Source organism: Paenibacillus sp. MAH-35 (genome assembly GCF_058135425.1).
In genome coordinates this window covers 81,377-96,062 of the sequence record NZ_JBYUPU010000009.1, presented here as the reverse complement: position 1 = coordinate 96,062, position 14,686 = coordinate 81,377, and the positions used below count along the sequence as shown (strand labels likewise).

General features: G+C 55.4%; 9 protein-coding genes. 3 read left to right on the top strand and 6 right to left on the bottom strand.

The window, feature by feature from the left end; genetic code table 11:
- Nucleotides 1-9: 9 nt before the first annotated feature.
- Both AC3Y2E_RS12060 and AC3Y2E_RS12055 read right to left on the bottom strand, forming a co-directional pair.
- Nucleotides 10-1,329: an ABC transporter substrate-binding protein gene (locus AC3Y2E_RS12060; RefSeq protein WP_379210470.1), complete on the bottom strand. Its 1,320-nt coding sequence runs from the start codon at nucleotides 1,327-1,329 to the stop codon at nucleotides 10-12.
- Nucleotides 1,330-2,866: 1,537 nt separating this feature from the next.
- Nucleotides 2,867-4,540 (bottom strand): peptidoglycan DD-metalloendopeptidase family protein, encoded by a 1,674-nt coding sequence (locus AC3Y2E_RS12055; protein ID WP_379210468.1) that lies wholly within the window; start codon nucleotides 4,538-4,540, stop codon nucleotides 2,867-2,869.
- Between the two features lie 149 nt (nucleotides 4,541-4,689).
- On the opposite strand from AC3Y2E_RS12055, the gene AC3Y2E_RS12050 reads away from it, so the two are divergent.
- Nucleotides 4,690-5,436: a MerR family transcriptional regulator gene (locus AC3Y2E_RS12050; RefSeq protein ID WP_379210755.1), complete on the top strand. Its 747-nt coding sequence runs from the start codon at nucleotides 4,690-4,692 to the stop codon at nucleotides 5,434-5,436.
- A 177-nt stretch (nucleotides 5,437-5,613) separates the two neighbouring features.
- Here the strand turns inward: AC3Y2E_RS12050 and AC3Y2E_RS12045 are convergent, their stop codons facing one another.
- From AC3Y2E_RS12045 to AC3Y2E_RS12035, 3 genes are all read right to left on the bottom strand, one after another.
- On the bottom strand, nucleotides 5,614-6,378 hold the full coding sequence (locus tag AC3Y2E_RS12045; protein WP_379210465.1) for an HAD family hydrolase: 765 nt from the start codon (nucleotides 6,376-6,378) through the stop codon (nucleotides 5,614-5,616).
- Nucleotides 6,379-6,555: 177 nt separating this feature from the next.
- The gene (locus AC3Y2E_RS12040) at nucleotides 6,556-7,863 is read right to left on the bottom strand and encodes an ABC transporter substrate-binding protein (RefSeq protein WP_379210463.1); all 1,308 of its coding nucleotides are present in this window, start codon (nucleotides 7,861-7,863) and stop codon (nucleotides 6,556-6,558) included.
- A gap of 354 nt (nucleotides 7,864-8,217) precedes the next feature.
- Complete coding sequence (locus AC3Y2E_RS12035) at nucleotides 8,218-9,642, bottom strand: sulfatase family protein (protein ID WP_379210461.1); 1,425 nt, start codon at nucleotides 9,640-9,642, stop codon at nucleotides 8,218-8,220.
- A 165-nt stretch (nucleotides 9,643-9,807) separates the two neighbouring features.
- On the opposite strand from AC3Y2E_RS12035, the gene AC3Y2E_RS12030 reads away from it, so the two are divergent.
- Together AC3Y2E_RS12030 and AC3Y2E_RS12025 are read left to right on the top strand one after the other, a co-directional pair.
- Entirely contained in the window at nucleotides 9,808-10,584 is a 777-nt protein-coding gene (locus AC3Y2E_RS12030) for a helix-turn-helix transcriptional regulator (RefSeq protein ID WP_379210459.1), read from the top strand.
- Nucleotides 10,585-10,669: 85 nt separating this feature from the next.
- Nucleotides 10,670-12,874, top strand: coding sequence for a WG repeat-containing protein (locus AC3Y2E_RS12025; RefSeq protein ID WP_379210457.1), 2,205 nt, complete (start codon nucleotides 10,670-10,672; stop codon nucleotides 12,872-12,874).
- A 165-nt stretch (nucleotides 12,875-13,039) separates the two neighbouring features.
- Here the strand turns inward: AC3Y2E_RS12025 and AC3Y2E_RS12020 are convergent, their stop codons facing one another.
- Entirely contained in the window at nucleotides 13,040-14,206 is a 1,167-nt protein-coding gene (locus tag AC3Y2E_RS12020) for an N-acetylmuramoyl-L-alanine amidase family protein (protein WP_379210455.1), read from the bottom strand.
- Nucleotides 14,207-14,686: the final 480 nt, after the last annotated feature.

Here is a 14,686-nt window from a genome sequence, read left to right as displayed (position 1 = left end):
CACTTTTAGTTATTTCAGCTGTGCTTCGATTTTTTTATTGGCCCGCTCTTCCGCTTCCCGCAGGGCGGTATTGACATCCTTGGCCCCCGAAGCGACATCCGTTCCCGCGATATTCAGCTCGGGGCTGGCCAATTTTTCGTAATTCGTGCTGTATGGCAGAGGAGCCGTTTGATGTTTGAAAATCGCCTCAATATTTTTGCCTTTGACGAGCTCATACTTCGTGCCGAACTGCTTTCGGATCGCCTCTGAATTCAGGGCGGTTATTTTGCCATACTGCGAAAGCAGCAACTGCACTTCTTCCGAGGTCGATATGTACGATACGGCCTGGAACGCTTGCTCCTTGTATTTGCTGCTCTGGGACACTAGCAAATAAATCGGCTTAGCTGCACCGGATATGCCGGGCGCTTCCCGATGCTGCGGAATGGAAGCCATATCCCAGTTCAGCGTCTGCCCGCTCTTCTCCACGCTTTCGGCTAAACCGAGCAACGGATTCAGCCACTGGGTGAGCATCGCCATCCGCTTTTCCTTATAAAACGCCTCGTTGGGCAAATTCGTAATTCCCGTTTCGTGAATATCCTTCACTACACCAAGTGCCCGCTTCCATAAATCGTTTTGAAAATCGGCCTTTCCCGTCTGCTTGTTAATGATCGGAATGCCCCACTGCATCCCGACCGTATGCAAATTGCCCCAGCGGACGCCTTCGTATTGAACTTGATCTTCCTTACGTGTAAGCCGTCTGGATACATTCACCAGGTCTTCGTAAGTCATCTGATCGGTCGGATACGCAACCGCGAATTTGTCGAACAAGTCCTTGTTGTAAAATAGCATGAATTTATCGACGTACCACGGCAGACCGAATATTTCGCCTTTGGGTCCGACGTTCCGGATGCCTTGAACAGGCGATGCGTCCAGCCGATTCAGATTCACTTTGTATGTCTCCAGGTAAGGATTCAAGTCGAGCGGATACGCATAGTCCGTAACGGCGGATAAGTTCGGATAGTCGGTTATGACGAGATCCGGGGGCGTTCCTTGCTCGATCATCTTCTGGAAGCTGACCCCTCCTCCCGTGTTCACATATTCGATCGTAATATGGGGATATTTCTTCTTTACGGGTTCGCCGATAAACTGATCGACCGCTTCCTGCGTAATTAACGTGGCGAAATACATAATCTTCAGCGTAGCCGGTTCAGCTGTTGCAACCGCCGCATCCGCTTGGGGCACGTTCTGCCCGGGAACGTTTACGGTCTCCGGTTTCGTTTCTCCGCATCCGGCGATCATACTCGCGGCAAGAGCGAACATCGTGCACGTGTAAATCGGCTTGCGAAACATCGCTTGACCCCCTTTTATTGACAACGCTTTCATTTTCGGACTTGTTTCATAATCCGCATTTCATATTGCCTGTCTCCGTAGGCCTAACTCATAACGGTAGTGCTACTCCACATCACGCTCGAAATTGCATGCCGCAAGAAAAAAGAAAATTACCTCCTGACCGCTTATATTAGGCCCTATCTACATCCTTCATTAATGAATTAACTATTTGCAGACAACTTAGGACGTTTGAAGATCCGACCTTGAAACTCATTATATTTCGTCTCCCACATCCTGTAAAGAGGGTTTTGGACGTTTTTTTGCCTGAAACAAACAAGAAATTGTATAAATGTTATATTTGATTGTTTATTTTATTTTGTTCGGGACGTAGATAGGATGTTATAAATTTAAATATAATAATAGTTGGGTTGTAGATAGGATGTAGTATACCAAATCCGACTAGTGCCAGACCCCGAAATTAGACCAACGGATAAATCTACCAGCGTATGGGCAGCAGAGATCGGTGTCCGGATCCAGCGGCGAATGAATTTACGCCTACACGCTGAATGAGGATAGCAAGGGGTTGTTTCTTGCAGGGTGAAGCGATTAGCGGAAGAAAGACTTCCGCTACTGTGCCTGAAACCGTCCAGAAAGGTGGATAGCGGAACTATTATTTCCGTTATTTATGGAAATTTACTTGAAATACAGAGAAATCCTCCGTATAGAGGAAATAAAACTTCCGCTAACGACCATAAAAGAGTTTGATCAATGAATTAGCGGAAGTAAAGTTTCCTCTATCTTCATTTGCAGGGAGCAAAACAAGGTTGAACCGTATTCTTTGCCAAACGACCATCGCTCGCCTGTTATATAAGGCTGTCGATTCAATGTGGACAACCAAGTGGAAAGGGAAAAGATTACCTTCTGGCGAGTTTTGTCTGGAATCCCCTACCTTACCATCCTTATTCATCAAGGGATTCCGGACAACCTGTCTGAGCAGAAGAAGGTAACTTTTCACTTGGAACGCCCTGCTATCACTTCTACTCCATGAATCGACAGCCTCTATATGCCGACTAGTACATCCACCCTCCCCGTCTGCGCAAACTCGCCGCTTCGGTAAAATCCGCTCGTACAAGTGTTGGGATTTTTACGTAGCGTTGCACTAGGCATCAGCTCCCCCGTTTCTCTTCACCTTTCGACTCGCATTTTTCATGATTTCCGCTCCCTCTGCTTGAGCTCCCCGGGAGAGTCCGACTTGCTGCAGACTTTTGTGAATCCCTTCGTGTACGTGTCCGCAGCCCTTCCCTGACTGGTCCCGCCTTCGCCCGCTTCATAATTCCAACTGCACCCGCAATTCAGCCACAAGGGAAAACGGCCGAACGAAGTATTAGCCGCTTTTCCGGAACGTTAAAAGACCGTTTCAGCCTGGTGAGATGGCTTCGAACGGTCTTTTCGCTGCAAGTTCCGACATAATTTGTTCCATCGGCGCTTCATGATCAACCATGTGAACTTCAGCAGCCTGACAAATAACCGATGTTAGGTGGGTCGCTGGATTGCCCCTCTACCACTGAAAAGGCAGCTTGTTAAAAAACAGATTCGGGTTGGCCTGCACATTATGCACCCAGAACGTAAAATGCAGGTGCGGCCCCGTTGAAAATCCGGTCGTACCGACAAGCCCGATGATGTCGCCTTTTTTCACCCGGTCCCCGGCCTTCACCTTTAGCTCGGACATGTGTGCATATTGCGAAAACAAACCCATGCCGTGATCCAAATAAATCGCATTGCCGGTTAAATACAACATCTCCGCCAATACGACGACACCGTCGTTCGTCGCCTTGACCGGCGTTCCTTCCTTCGCCGCCAGATCGATCGCCAGATGGGAACTGTCGTATTTGCCGTTGACATAACGCGTATGTCCGTAAGGCGTGGTCAGCCGGCCTTCGACGGGCTGGATGAAGGCGGAATCGAACAAAAACTCGGGCTCGGATTTGCTCCGCGCCTCGTTAATCTTTTTCTGATCGGCCTGGATGCGCTGCGTGTCCTGCTTCATGCTCTCCATCTGCTGTGTCACTTGCAAATATTGGGTGTCGAACTTTTTCGCTTGAATCGTAAGCTGTTTGTCCCCGATCGGATACGAGCCGGCCTTCACCGACAGCGGAATCGGGATATACGTGAAGTAACCTGCACCGAATGGTTGAAGCGTGTACGTCTTGCCGTTCCATTCCACCTGCCCCGGCTTGTTGTACCGGACAAGCACGACATCTCCCGGCGAAGCCTGCTCCGGCAGGATGACCCACTCGGTCCCCATCGTCTGCTTCGCTTGCTCCGGCGTGGCATACAATGCCGCTTCCCGGCCGATTCGCTGCAGCCGCGACTTCTCTTCCTCCAGAGCTTCTTTAACTTGCGGCGTTACTTCCGCCTGCCAGCTCGTCCCTCCGTCGGTCGTCACCAGCAGCGGTGAAGCCGGGTCCGCCGGCTGCACGGGCAGCACCCAGCCGACCCGGTCGGTTACGAACTGGGATTGCTTGACCGCATACGACTTCATCCCGACCGTAACGGCCGCGGGTTTGGGCTCTCCCTCCGGCACTGTGCTCCAATCGAACAGAACGGCCGATGGTCCGGCAGTGCCGTTCGGGGAAGCTGGCGCTGCGCCTGGCGTTGTGCTTGGTGTCGCGCCTGGCGTTACGCCCGAGGCTGTGCCTGGTGTCGCGCCTGGCGTTACGCCCGAGGCTGTGCCTGGTGTCGCGCCTGGCGTTACGCCCGAGGCTGTGCCTGGTGTTGTGCTCGGCGTTACGCCTGGGGCTGTACCCGGTGTTGCGCCCGGTGTCGTGGCGATTGTCCCCGGGTTCGCCGCTGCACCGTTTGCCCCGGTTGCCGCACCACCCGCCGACACCCCCGGAACAGCGCCGGCGCCGGCGCCGCCTGCTCCTGTTGGACTGTCCGCAACCAGCCGCCACTGGCTCCCCCCGTCCTCGGTTACTTTGATAGAACCGTCCGAATAACGCATCCACCCACGGTCCAGATCGGTCATGCCGAACTTTACGACTTCCGGGGGAGGCGGCTGTACCGGCATTGGCGGCGCCTCGGACTCCGCTGCCGGAGACTGGCCGGCCCGCTGCCCGTTCACGAACACAACCGCACAAGCCGCCACGAGGACGATGGCGAGCAGAAACAGCCCAAATTTGCGCGACATAAGTCCGGATCGTTTTGAATGCGTCTCTTTCCGCGAATCCATAGTTCTTATCCTCCACTCCGTACTCGGCTTTGATTCTCTAATCATACGATACGGAGCTGAAAAATTCTATTTCGTATCCCTTGCAAATTTCTTATTGACTCTCACGTTACGTTATACTTTAGAGTAAATGTTGAAAGGAGGTCATCGCGATTCCGCTCAAAATAAGCGAAGTGGCGGAGCTGGCCGGCATCAGTGTAAGGACGCTTCATCATTACGATGAAATCGGGCTGCTAACCCCTGAGGAAGTCACCGAGGCCGGATACCGCTTGTACTCCGACGGTAATCTGGAGACGCTGCAGCAAATTTTATTTTTTAAAGAGCTTGGCTTCCCGCTCAAACAAATCAAAGAGATTATGAGCAGTCCTTCCTTCGACCGTCAGGAAGCGCTGGAGCTGCATCGGAAGATGCTGCTGGGGAAACGCCGCCAGCTCGACAAGATGATTGCCACCATTACGAAAACGATTCAGCATACGAGAGGAGAAATCCAAATGTCCAACAAAGAGAAATTCGAAGGCTTCGACTTCAGTCACAATCCGTACGAGAAAGAAGCCCGCAAACGGTGGGGAGACGAAGCCGTAGACAAGGCGAACGCCAAAGTCGGAAGTTTGTCCAAAGACGAGCAGGCCGCCTGGGGCGAGGCGATGAACGCCATCTACACGAAGCTAGCGGCGCTTCGCGGCAATTCGCCCGAATCCGACGAGTCGCAAGCCGCCATCAAGGAATGGTACGACTTCCTGAACCGGATGGGTCAATACTCGCCCGAGGCGTTCAGAGGGCTCGGCCAAATGTACGTGGACGATGAACGGTTCACCCGCAACATCGACCAGTTCGGAGAAGGACTCGCCGTATTTATGCGCGATGCGATGGCCGTCTATGCGGACCGGCATCAGGAATAGGTGAATGCTGCGGTAGACGACGTATCCCGCGTTCCCTTATCCAGCTGCGGCCGTTGTACACGAAAAGTCCCCGCGGAGGTGCACCAGGCACCCCGGACGGGGACTTTTTTGGCGCGGCGGGAAGCGACGACGCCGTAGTGGCTCGTCCCACCGCAAACTTTTTTCCAACAAACGTCTCTAATCCATCCTGTCTTCAACCGACTGCTCGCGTCCGCGCAGCTCCTCCATCACAGGTACGAGCTCGCTGAACGTACGGATCGTCCGAAACGGCTGAATCTCGTGCATCGACAACGGGTCTTGGCCCTTATGATTGATCCAGACCGATCGGATGCCGAGCCGCTGGGGCGCAACCACTTCCCATTGGTAATTATCGCCGATCATCCACACTTCCTCCGGCTCGGCTCCCAGCAGCTTCAGGGCGTGCTCGTACACGCGGCTGTCCGGCTTGCCGCTGCCGAACTCCCCTTCGATCAGAATATGATCGAACAGCGGAGCAAGCCCGAACCGGTCGATCTTGGACCGCTGCGGAGCGGCTGCGCCGTTCGTCAGCAGGGCGAGCGGAATGCCCAAGCTTTTGAGGTAATGAATCGTATCGATAGCACCCGGAAATACAGACACCTTCTCGTCCCGCTCGACTCCGTAATCGGACGCAATCAGCCCCGCCAGCGAACGATCCCCGATACCGAGCTGCTCCATCGCGGTTCCGATAATTTCGGTTCTCGCCATCGTCAGATCCAGCCTTCCCACCCTATGGCGCTCGGCATCGCTCCAATACCAATGCGCTTGCTTTTTGATGGCGGCGACGATCGTACCTACGTCCGGGCCGTTCTCCCCGTTCAAATATTTCCCGCACACGCTTACCCAGCAACTATCCAGATCGATTCCCTGCTCATATGCAAGGATCGTATCGTCCATATCCACCAACAAAGCTTTCGGCAGCAACCGGTTTCTCCCCCTCCACATCGGCGCGCGGCACAAGTTTCCGCAGCGGTTCCTCATTGTCCATCTATTATCTCCGTTATTTCCTTTATTTTCAATCGGAAAATGGGAGGGAGAGCGGCCGGAGGCAGGCCAAATAGGCATCCAAAAACGCTCGGGCAATCGGGAGACCCCCTCCCGCTACTTGCCCTGCTGCTTCATCTCCTGAATATGCTTGTTCGCTTTCTCGTCCGCGAGCCGAAGCGCCGTATTGACGTCCATATTGTTTTGCGCCATCTCTTTGTTGGACTCTTGGAGGAACGAATAAATTTTCGTATCGTAGTTCGTGCTCATCGGGGCCGGAGCCGGGGACACTTTGAAAATGCCGGCCAAATTTTTCCTTTCATACACGTTCAAGTCGGCCGCATAGTTTTGTTTCATCGCCGTATCCTTCAGCACCGTCAGACGTCCGGCTTTATTCATCGCCACCTGCGCCTCGTCCGACAGCAGCGTACGGATCACTTCATAGGCGGCATTTTTGTTTTTGGATGCGGGCGGCACCATGAACAGGTGAAAGTCGATCTGGCGTCCCAGCTTCGGACGGTCGTCGAAGGCCGGATGCGAGACCATATCCCACTTGAACGACCGGCCCTCCTTCTCCATCTGCGCCAAAGTGTCAGTCGTCGCCGCGATCCAGTTCGGATTCATCGCCAGCGTCTGGTCTTTGGCGAATTCGTTAAATCCGTAGTTGAATTCCTTGTTCGGTCCCAAATATCCGTTCATATCGTACAGCTGCCTCAAGGAAGTAAAGATCGTCTTGAAGCCTTCGGACGTAACCGCCGACCTCTCCAACTTCTCGTCCACGACTGGCAGCGAATATTGCCGCAACAGTCCTTGCGGCGCTCCCATCGATACGCCTACATAGCGGATTCCGCCTTCCGTCCGGGTTACCCGCTTGGCCAGCTCCAGCGTCTGGCTCCAGGTCATCTCGTCCTTCGGATAAGGGACGCCGAGCTTGTCGAATATTTCTTTGTTATACAGCATGACCCCGTAATTCATCGAGAGGGGCAGGCCGAACAGCTCTCCCTTCGTTCCGAACTTGTTCAGCTCATTCAGCGCTTCAGGCTCGATCCGGTTCAGATTCAATCCGCTCGCCTTCACCATAGACTGCATATCTTCGCCGAACCCGAGATCCAGCATATACTTCACGTACACATTGCTCGTAGCGACCAGATCCGGAACGACACCTGACGCGGCCAGGTCCTCCGGGGATTTGGCCGTCAGCAGCTCGAACGAAATATGCGGGAATTTGGCCTGGATGGGCTTGACGATATACGCCTGCAGCTCGCGGTCGTTAATGCCGGCCTGGTAATCGTAAATTTTCAAAGTTACAGGCTCGTTCACGGGCTGGGCCGCAGTCTTGGCGTCCGGTAAAGCCGTTTCTTTGCCGCAGCCGGCCAGTGCTGCCGCCAGGATCAGTCCGAGCACAAACGCCTTCCGTCTTCTCATCGTCTAACTCCCCCTCATCATTGATCATAAAACCTTTGAACTGTTGCACTGCGAATGAACAGACTGTACCCCTTGCTACATGTAAACGCATTCAAATAAACACGGCGATGACCACCTCCCATCGAACTTTATCTCCAGCTTCCCCTTTCTCACGAGGAGCGCTGAATTCGGTACTGCCGGAACAGGCACGTGATAACCTCCCAACGACCTCTGAAACCGTTCTCATTTCACCTTTTAGAAAAAACGCTCCGCTTCCAGCGCCTGCATCCCACCTCTGTCTCCCATTCCCGGTAGACCAAACAGGCTGACTGCTTCTCCTATCAGGTCAGCCGTTTGGTCCCTGATCCGGGCAGGTCACCTTGCCGGATTCGGTTCGTACTTCTCGTCCTGTACTTCCGCCTGGAGACGGTACAGTTCCTGTTCCAAAATGTCCACGACACGAGCATAGTCCGGATCGTCGTAAACGTTGATCATCTCGTGCGGGTCTTTCTTCAGATCGAACAGTTCCCACTCCGGCGGCTGGGGGTTATCCTCCGAGCCCGTAGTGCCGAGGGCGTCGGCGTAATAATAGATCAGCTTGTATTGTTCCGTGCGGATGCCGTAATGGGCATAGACGGCATGCTCGGACATATGCATCCAATACCGGTAGTACATCGACGTGCGCCACCCCTCCGGGCTCTCTCCCTGCAATACCGGCCGGAAAGTGACGCCCTGCATATCCGCAGGTATTCCGATTCCGGCATAATCGAGGAAGGTCGGGGCAAAATCCGTATTCAGCACCATATGCCGGTCATCGACGGTCCCCGGCCGAATGCCGCGCGGGTAACGGATGACAAAAGGCATGCGCAGCGATTCCTCATACATGAACCGCTTGTCGTACCAGCCGTGATCGCCGAGGAAGAAGCCTTGATCGGACGTGTACACGACGATCGTGTTGTCGGTCAGCCCTTCCGCATCGAGATAATCGAGCAGGCGGCCGACATTGTCGTCGACGGAAGCGACGCATCTCAAGTAGTCTTTCATATATCTCTGGTATTTCCAGCTTTTGAGCGCGGCTCCCGTCAGATGCTCAGGCGGCTCCATCTTCAGATCCCGCGCGGTCAGATCCCGGTCGATCCGCATCTCCGCGACCGCTGCTGCGCTCGCCCGGTTCGTGTAGTCGTCGTGAAACGTCTCCGGCTCGGGAATATCGACATCCTCGTACAGGCTGGCGTGCTTCGCGTCCGGAATCCACGGCCGGTGCGGCGCTTTGTGATGGCACATCAGGAAAAAGGGCCGGTCTGGGTCGCGTCTTCCGATCCAATCGATGGACAAATCCGTAATAATGTCGGTCGCGTACCCGCGGATGACCCGCCTCTCTCCTCCGCGGATGAAGGCCGGATCGATATAATCACCTTGACCGGGCAAGATGTCCCAATAATCAAAACCGGTCGGGTCGCTTTCCCCGCCGTGTCCGAGATGCCATTTGCCGACAATGGCGGTCTGGTACCCGTTCTCCTGCAGCAGCTTCGGCATCGTTTGCTGTCTGCCATCGAACCGGTCGGACAACGTCCGCACGCCGTTGATATGATTGTAGACGCCTGTAAGGATCGCAGCCCGGCTCGGGGCGCAGATCGAATTCGTGCAGAAGCATTGATCGAGGCGCATCCCCTCGTCCGCAATCCGGTCGATGTTCGGTGTACGATTCATCCGGCTGCCGTAACAGCTTATCGCATGGGCGGCGTGGTCGTCGCTCATGATGAATACGATATTCGGGCGGTTGTCCGCTTGTGGCTCCACCTTCGTCAGCTCCTTCCAACGCTTGGTTGCCCCCATTATAACGAATCCGAATCGCCGCCAGCCATGTACAATACTCCGGCTTTATGTACAAAATCACATTGGCAACGACAGCGCGGATCGTGTTACGATGAGGGCAAATGATGGCGTGTTAGGGGTGTTTCCCGGATGATCACTCTCCATTCCGCCTACTACGACGACAGGATTCCCAACTGGCGTATGGCGCCGGTCGCGGTAGAATCCAACATTCTCGTCCTCGTCACAGAAGGCAGGCTCGTGTATACCATCAACCATACTCTAATAACGGCGGAAGAAGGCGATCTCGTCTTCATCCCGAAAGGGACGTTCCGCAGCGCGGAAAATGACGGGCCGCACCCCCACCGGAAGTATTCGGCGCTGTTCGACCATTCGTTTCCGCACGGAACCGTTCCTCTGTTCGACCTCGGCTGTTTTACGAAAAAAAGAATTGGCGATATCGATTACGTGGCCAAGCGGTTCGAGGCGCTGCACCGCGAAATGCAGGAGGAGAAGCCGATGCACCGGTTCGCGGCTGCGGGAATTGTTCAAGAGATCGCGGCCATCGCAAGCCGCGAATCCGGGTCTGCGGGCATCTCCCCGACGAAGTGGAGGCTGGCCGAGCGAATGAAACGGCATATCCGCGAACACTACCGCGAGCCGCTTCATGTAGGCGAACTCGCCGAGCTTATCCAGCGTTCCCCCAATTACGCGATATCGCTGTTCAAGGAGGTGACCGGCCAGACGCCGGTCGCCTATATGCAGCAGCTGCGCATCGCGGAGGCGCGCAATCTGCTGCTGAACAGCGATTTTACGGTGACTGAAATCGCCGACTATCTCGGGTATTACGACACCTCCTATTTCTACCGGATGTTCAAGCGGGCGACGGCCGTCTCGCCCTCCGCCTTCTCCGTAATGAGGGACAGATGATCTCCTTCGGACCGGTACTCACCAATCCCGCCCATTCTCCATATGCTGTAGGCAAACATCCAATCGGAAAGGAAGTTTGACCAGCATGTCCTATCGGTTCCCGGCTGAAGCCGGCAAGCTTAACGAGACTGCCTCCTTGGAGAAACGGGAGGACGACGGGTGGGTGACGGCCGGCGGTCCGAATCGGGCCGAGCCCGGTCTGAACGCAGATCTGGACGGAGACGGCGTCCCCGAGTGGATCGGCGTGTATAGGCGCAATGGCGACTTGTATGTGATGGTGTACCGCTGGAGCGGAACGAATTGGGCTCCGGCCTCCGCCTTAAGAGGGTACGGCAATGAGCTTAACGTATTCTACGCCGCTCCGCTCACCCGTCCTGACCGGTGGAACATCGTCGCCGGATGGCACGATGCGGAGAACGGCCCTCGGCTGGCGATCTACGAATGGACCGGATACGGTCTGATGGACTTCGGTCCGGGCCCGGCCCGGCCGCTGATCTCCGGCACCGGATACGGCTCCGGTTACGCCCCGGTCCTGGTGCCGGAACAGGCCGAAACGAGACTGCCCGCCGCCGCCGTCCGGACGATCCCGCTGTATCCGATCACGGTCAGGACGATCGGGGGCAATCTGTGGGGGTATATCGACGAACGCGGGCAGACAATCCTTCCTCCCCGGTTCGAGTACGCGAACGACTTTCAGGAGAACGGGCTCGCTGTGGTGGAGACCGGCGGCAAACAAGGCGTCATCGATGCCCGGGGACGGTTTGTCGTAGAGCCGGTTTACGAATCCGTTTCCCCGTTCTCGGAAGGCCGCGCCATTGTCATCGACAAGAAAGGGTTCCGTGTCATCGACGACCTCGGCCATATTCTGACTCCGAACACTTACGACTATATCGGCGCTTACCATGACGGCAGAGCGGTGTTCTATACGATGGATGCGGGCGGGTTAAGCCGCTACGGGTATTTGAATCTGGCCGGACAAGAAGCGATTCCCGCCCAATACTTGGATGCGACCGACTTTGCAAACGGCAGAGCGGTCGTGAAGGTGAAGGAAGGCGAGTATGCGTTAATCGGAACGGACGGCAGACGTCTGGCCGTCTACAACTACGCTTTTGTCGGCAGTCCGGGCGACGGGCTTCTGTCGTTCCAACAGACGGAAAACGGCAAGTACGGGTATATCGACGAAAAGGGGAAAATCGTGATCCCTCCCCGCTTCAGCATCGCTCTGCCTTTCCAGAACGGCCGGGCCGTCGTTAATATCGCGGAGGATTACAACAACTTGTACGGGCTGATCGATACAACCGGCGCGTATATCATGCAGCCCGAATATAACGACATCTCGCTGCTCGGAGAGCAGCGGGCGGCGGCTGGCAAAGCGCTCGATCCGAAGCGGCCATATCTCGGCTCCACATACGCGCTTGCCGACAGCGGCAGCGGACAACGGCTGACCGGCTTTGATTTCGGCCAAATTACCGAATTCCACGAAGGGTACGCCTCCGTGTACAACGACCGGTACACGTACTGGATCGACCCTACCGGCAGGCCGGCCGCCCATCTGCCCCGGCTCGAGGGCAGCGGCACGATGGTGTTCATCGGCAAGCTGATCAGCGCCAATATCGATCAGCGGCTGTCGTATTACGACCGCAGCGGCAAGCTCGTCTGGCGCCCCCCGGTCGTGCTGCCGCTCCGTCCACCTTACCAGGTCCGGGAGGTCAAGTATAAGCCGAACAAAGATTACCTCGTCTACTACCCGCAGATCGAAGGCATGGCCGATCCGGCTGTCCAGAAGAAGGTCAACCGCAAGCTCGCGGAGCTGTCCGCCGTGAAGCCGGTTCCGGCCGACAAGCAACTGGACTACAACTACACCGGCGATTATGCGGTTGTCTTTTTCGACAAAAACCTGCTCGTCCTCGAGCTGTACGGATACAACTATCCGTTCGGAGCGGCCCACGGGATGCCGAGCCGCGTGTACGTCCACCTGAATCTGGCGAACGGCGATATGTATGCGCTGAAAGATTTGTTCAAGCCCGGAGCGCCTTACACGCAACGGCTGACGGAAATCGTGAAGAAGCAGATCGCGACGAATCCGGAGTACGATTACGTCTTCCCGGACAGCAAGGTTGAAGTGAAGCCCGATCAGCTGTTTTTCGTAAACCGGGATGCGCTGCACATCCTGTTCCCGCCTTACGAGATCGCGCCGTATGTCGCAGGTTTCCCGACCTTCAAGATCCCGTATGCGGAAATAGCGGATATTCTCGATACGAACGGGGCGTTCTGGAAATCGTTCCATTGAGATTTGGATTTCGACTCCCGCATAGAACCGACTTTCTTCCAGAAAAAGGACCTCAGCCTCCACGCTACAGTGGAAGTTGAGGTCCTTTCGTTTGGACGTTGGGCGTTCTCAGGTCCTGCAAACACTTTCGGGTCAGCTCCCCGCAAGAAAAGCGCCGCGATCGGGTTAGCCGCCGAAATAATCGTTCAGGCCGGCCGCGATCGCGCGCGCCGCCTTGCGCTGGTAATCGTCCTTACGGACGACCGATTCGTCGCCGGCATCTGTCAGGAAGCCGAGCTCGAGCAGCACCGAAGGCTGCTTGTTTTCCCGCAGCACGTGGTAGTCGCCGTACGAGATCCCATTGCTTTTAATGCCAACCCCTTGGCCGAGCCTCGCCTCGATACTGCGGGCCAAAGGCCGGTCTTTCGATTCGGAGTAATAAAACGTCAAGGTGCCCGACACTTTCTTGGGGGACGCATTGTAATGAATGCTGACGAAGGCGTCAGCCTGCTGCTTGCTGCCGAGCGCGGCCCGCTGGGACAGCTCCGGCTGCTCCTTGTCGTTCGTCCGGGTCATGACGACCTTCGCCCCGGCGCGGCGCAGCTCCTCCGCAACATACTGGGCCGTACTCAAATTAATCGTCTTCTCTATCGTTTTATATTTGTTGCCGATCACACCCGGATCATCGCCGCCGTGCCCGGGATCGAGCACGATCACTTTCCCGCTAAGACCGCCGGTTTTCCGTACCGCCTGCGCTGTTACGCTGCCTCCGGTCTCGTCCACATAACGACCGGACACCCATCCGGTCTTGCTGGCGGTCGTACGGACCTGCAGCCAGCCGTTCTCCCGCTTCACGATCGTCAGCGCCGCGCCTTTCTGCAGCAGCTCCGTCGCCTCGTTATTCGTACCCGGTCCGCTGCGCATCCACAGCTTGTCCGCCGAGACGACTCCGTGCTTGCTTGCGGTGGCGTTCCCGACAGCCGACTTCGGCGTCGCTTCGCTTTTGGAGGTGTTCGTCGTTGCGGTTTTGGCCGGACTTGCCGCCGTGCTGCCGGCAGTTGCTGTCGAGTTGCTCAGCTTTTTCACATATTGTCCGGCTACCCAGCCTGTTTTCTGGCCCACCTTGATCTTCAGCCAGCCGTAGGCCTCGTCCGAGACGGTGATAACCGCACCATTCGACAAAGAGCTGACGATCTTCGAACTGGCCGCCGGTTCGGAGCGAACGTTCAGATGATCCGCGGTCACCCGAGCCGAATACGTATCGCCGGCGTGCGCTTTTTCCGTTACAGGCAAAGAGATGCAGAGCATCATGCCGAGAACCAGAACAGCTTTCCGTGCAATAGGTGGTTTCATAGCAGTCCTCTTATTTTCTTTTAATAGGCTTAAGAGGTTGTTCAAAAAGCCCACTTTTGATCACGAAGCAGATACAGGAAGCCTGATCGACATCGAATATGGAATTCAGCCGGAACCTCCGGTGCTCACGTAGCTGTCACTACGCTCCGCTCCTCATTTCCTAGCTCATCCCATCTTCTCGGTGCTGAAAACCGGACTTTTTGAACTCGCACTTTAAGTTCCTTACTCTCATTTTTACCATTTACGACAAAGAGACGCAACTGCCGACAGAACCGTTTTTTCCATTCCATGGAACTAGACGGGGGAAATCGCGGGGTCACAAGAAATTACTGCCCGGAAGCCCAGAAGAAGGGATTTTATTTCAAACACAGCAGCTGGGTACATAAATCCATTCCGAACGAACAGCAGAAACTTGTCCCATTATGGAGCCGAAATGATGCCGGAACACCCCGATTTGCTTTAACAAACGGACACATTCTG

Coding starts and splice junctions, on each gene's coding strand:
- AC3Y2E_RS12060 (WP_379210470.1), bottom strand. CDS start 1,329: ATGTTTCGCAAGCCGATTTACACGTGCACGATGTTCGCTCTTGCCGCG.
- AC3Y2E_RS12055 (WP_379210468.1), bottom strand. CDS start 4,540: ATGGATTCGCGGAAAGAGACGCATTCAAAACGATCCGGACTTATGTCG.
- AC3Y2E_RS12040 (WP_379210463.1), bottom strand. CDS start 7,863: ATGAGAAGACGGAAGGCGTTTGTGCTCGGACTGATCCTGGCGGCAGCA.
- AC3Y2E_RS12030 (WP_379210459.1), top strand. CDS start 9,808: ATGATCACTCTCCATTCCGCCTACTACGACGACAGGATTCCCAACTGG.
- AC3Y2E_RS12025 (WP_379210457.1), top strand. CDS start 10,670: ATGTCCTATCGGTTCCCGGCTGAAGCCGGCAAGCTTAACGAGACTGCC.
- AC3Y2E_RS12020 (WP_379210455.1), bottom strand. CDS start 14,206: ATGAAACCACCTATTGCACGGAAAGCTGTTCTGGTTCTCGGCATGATG.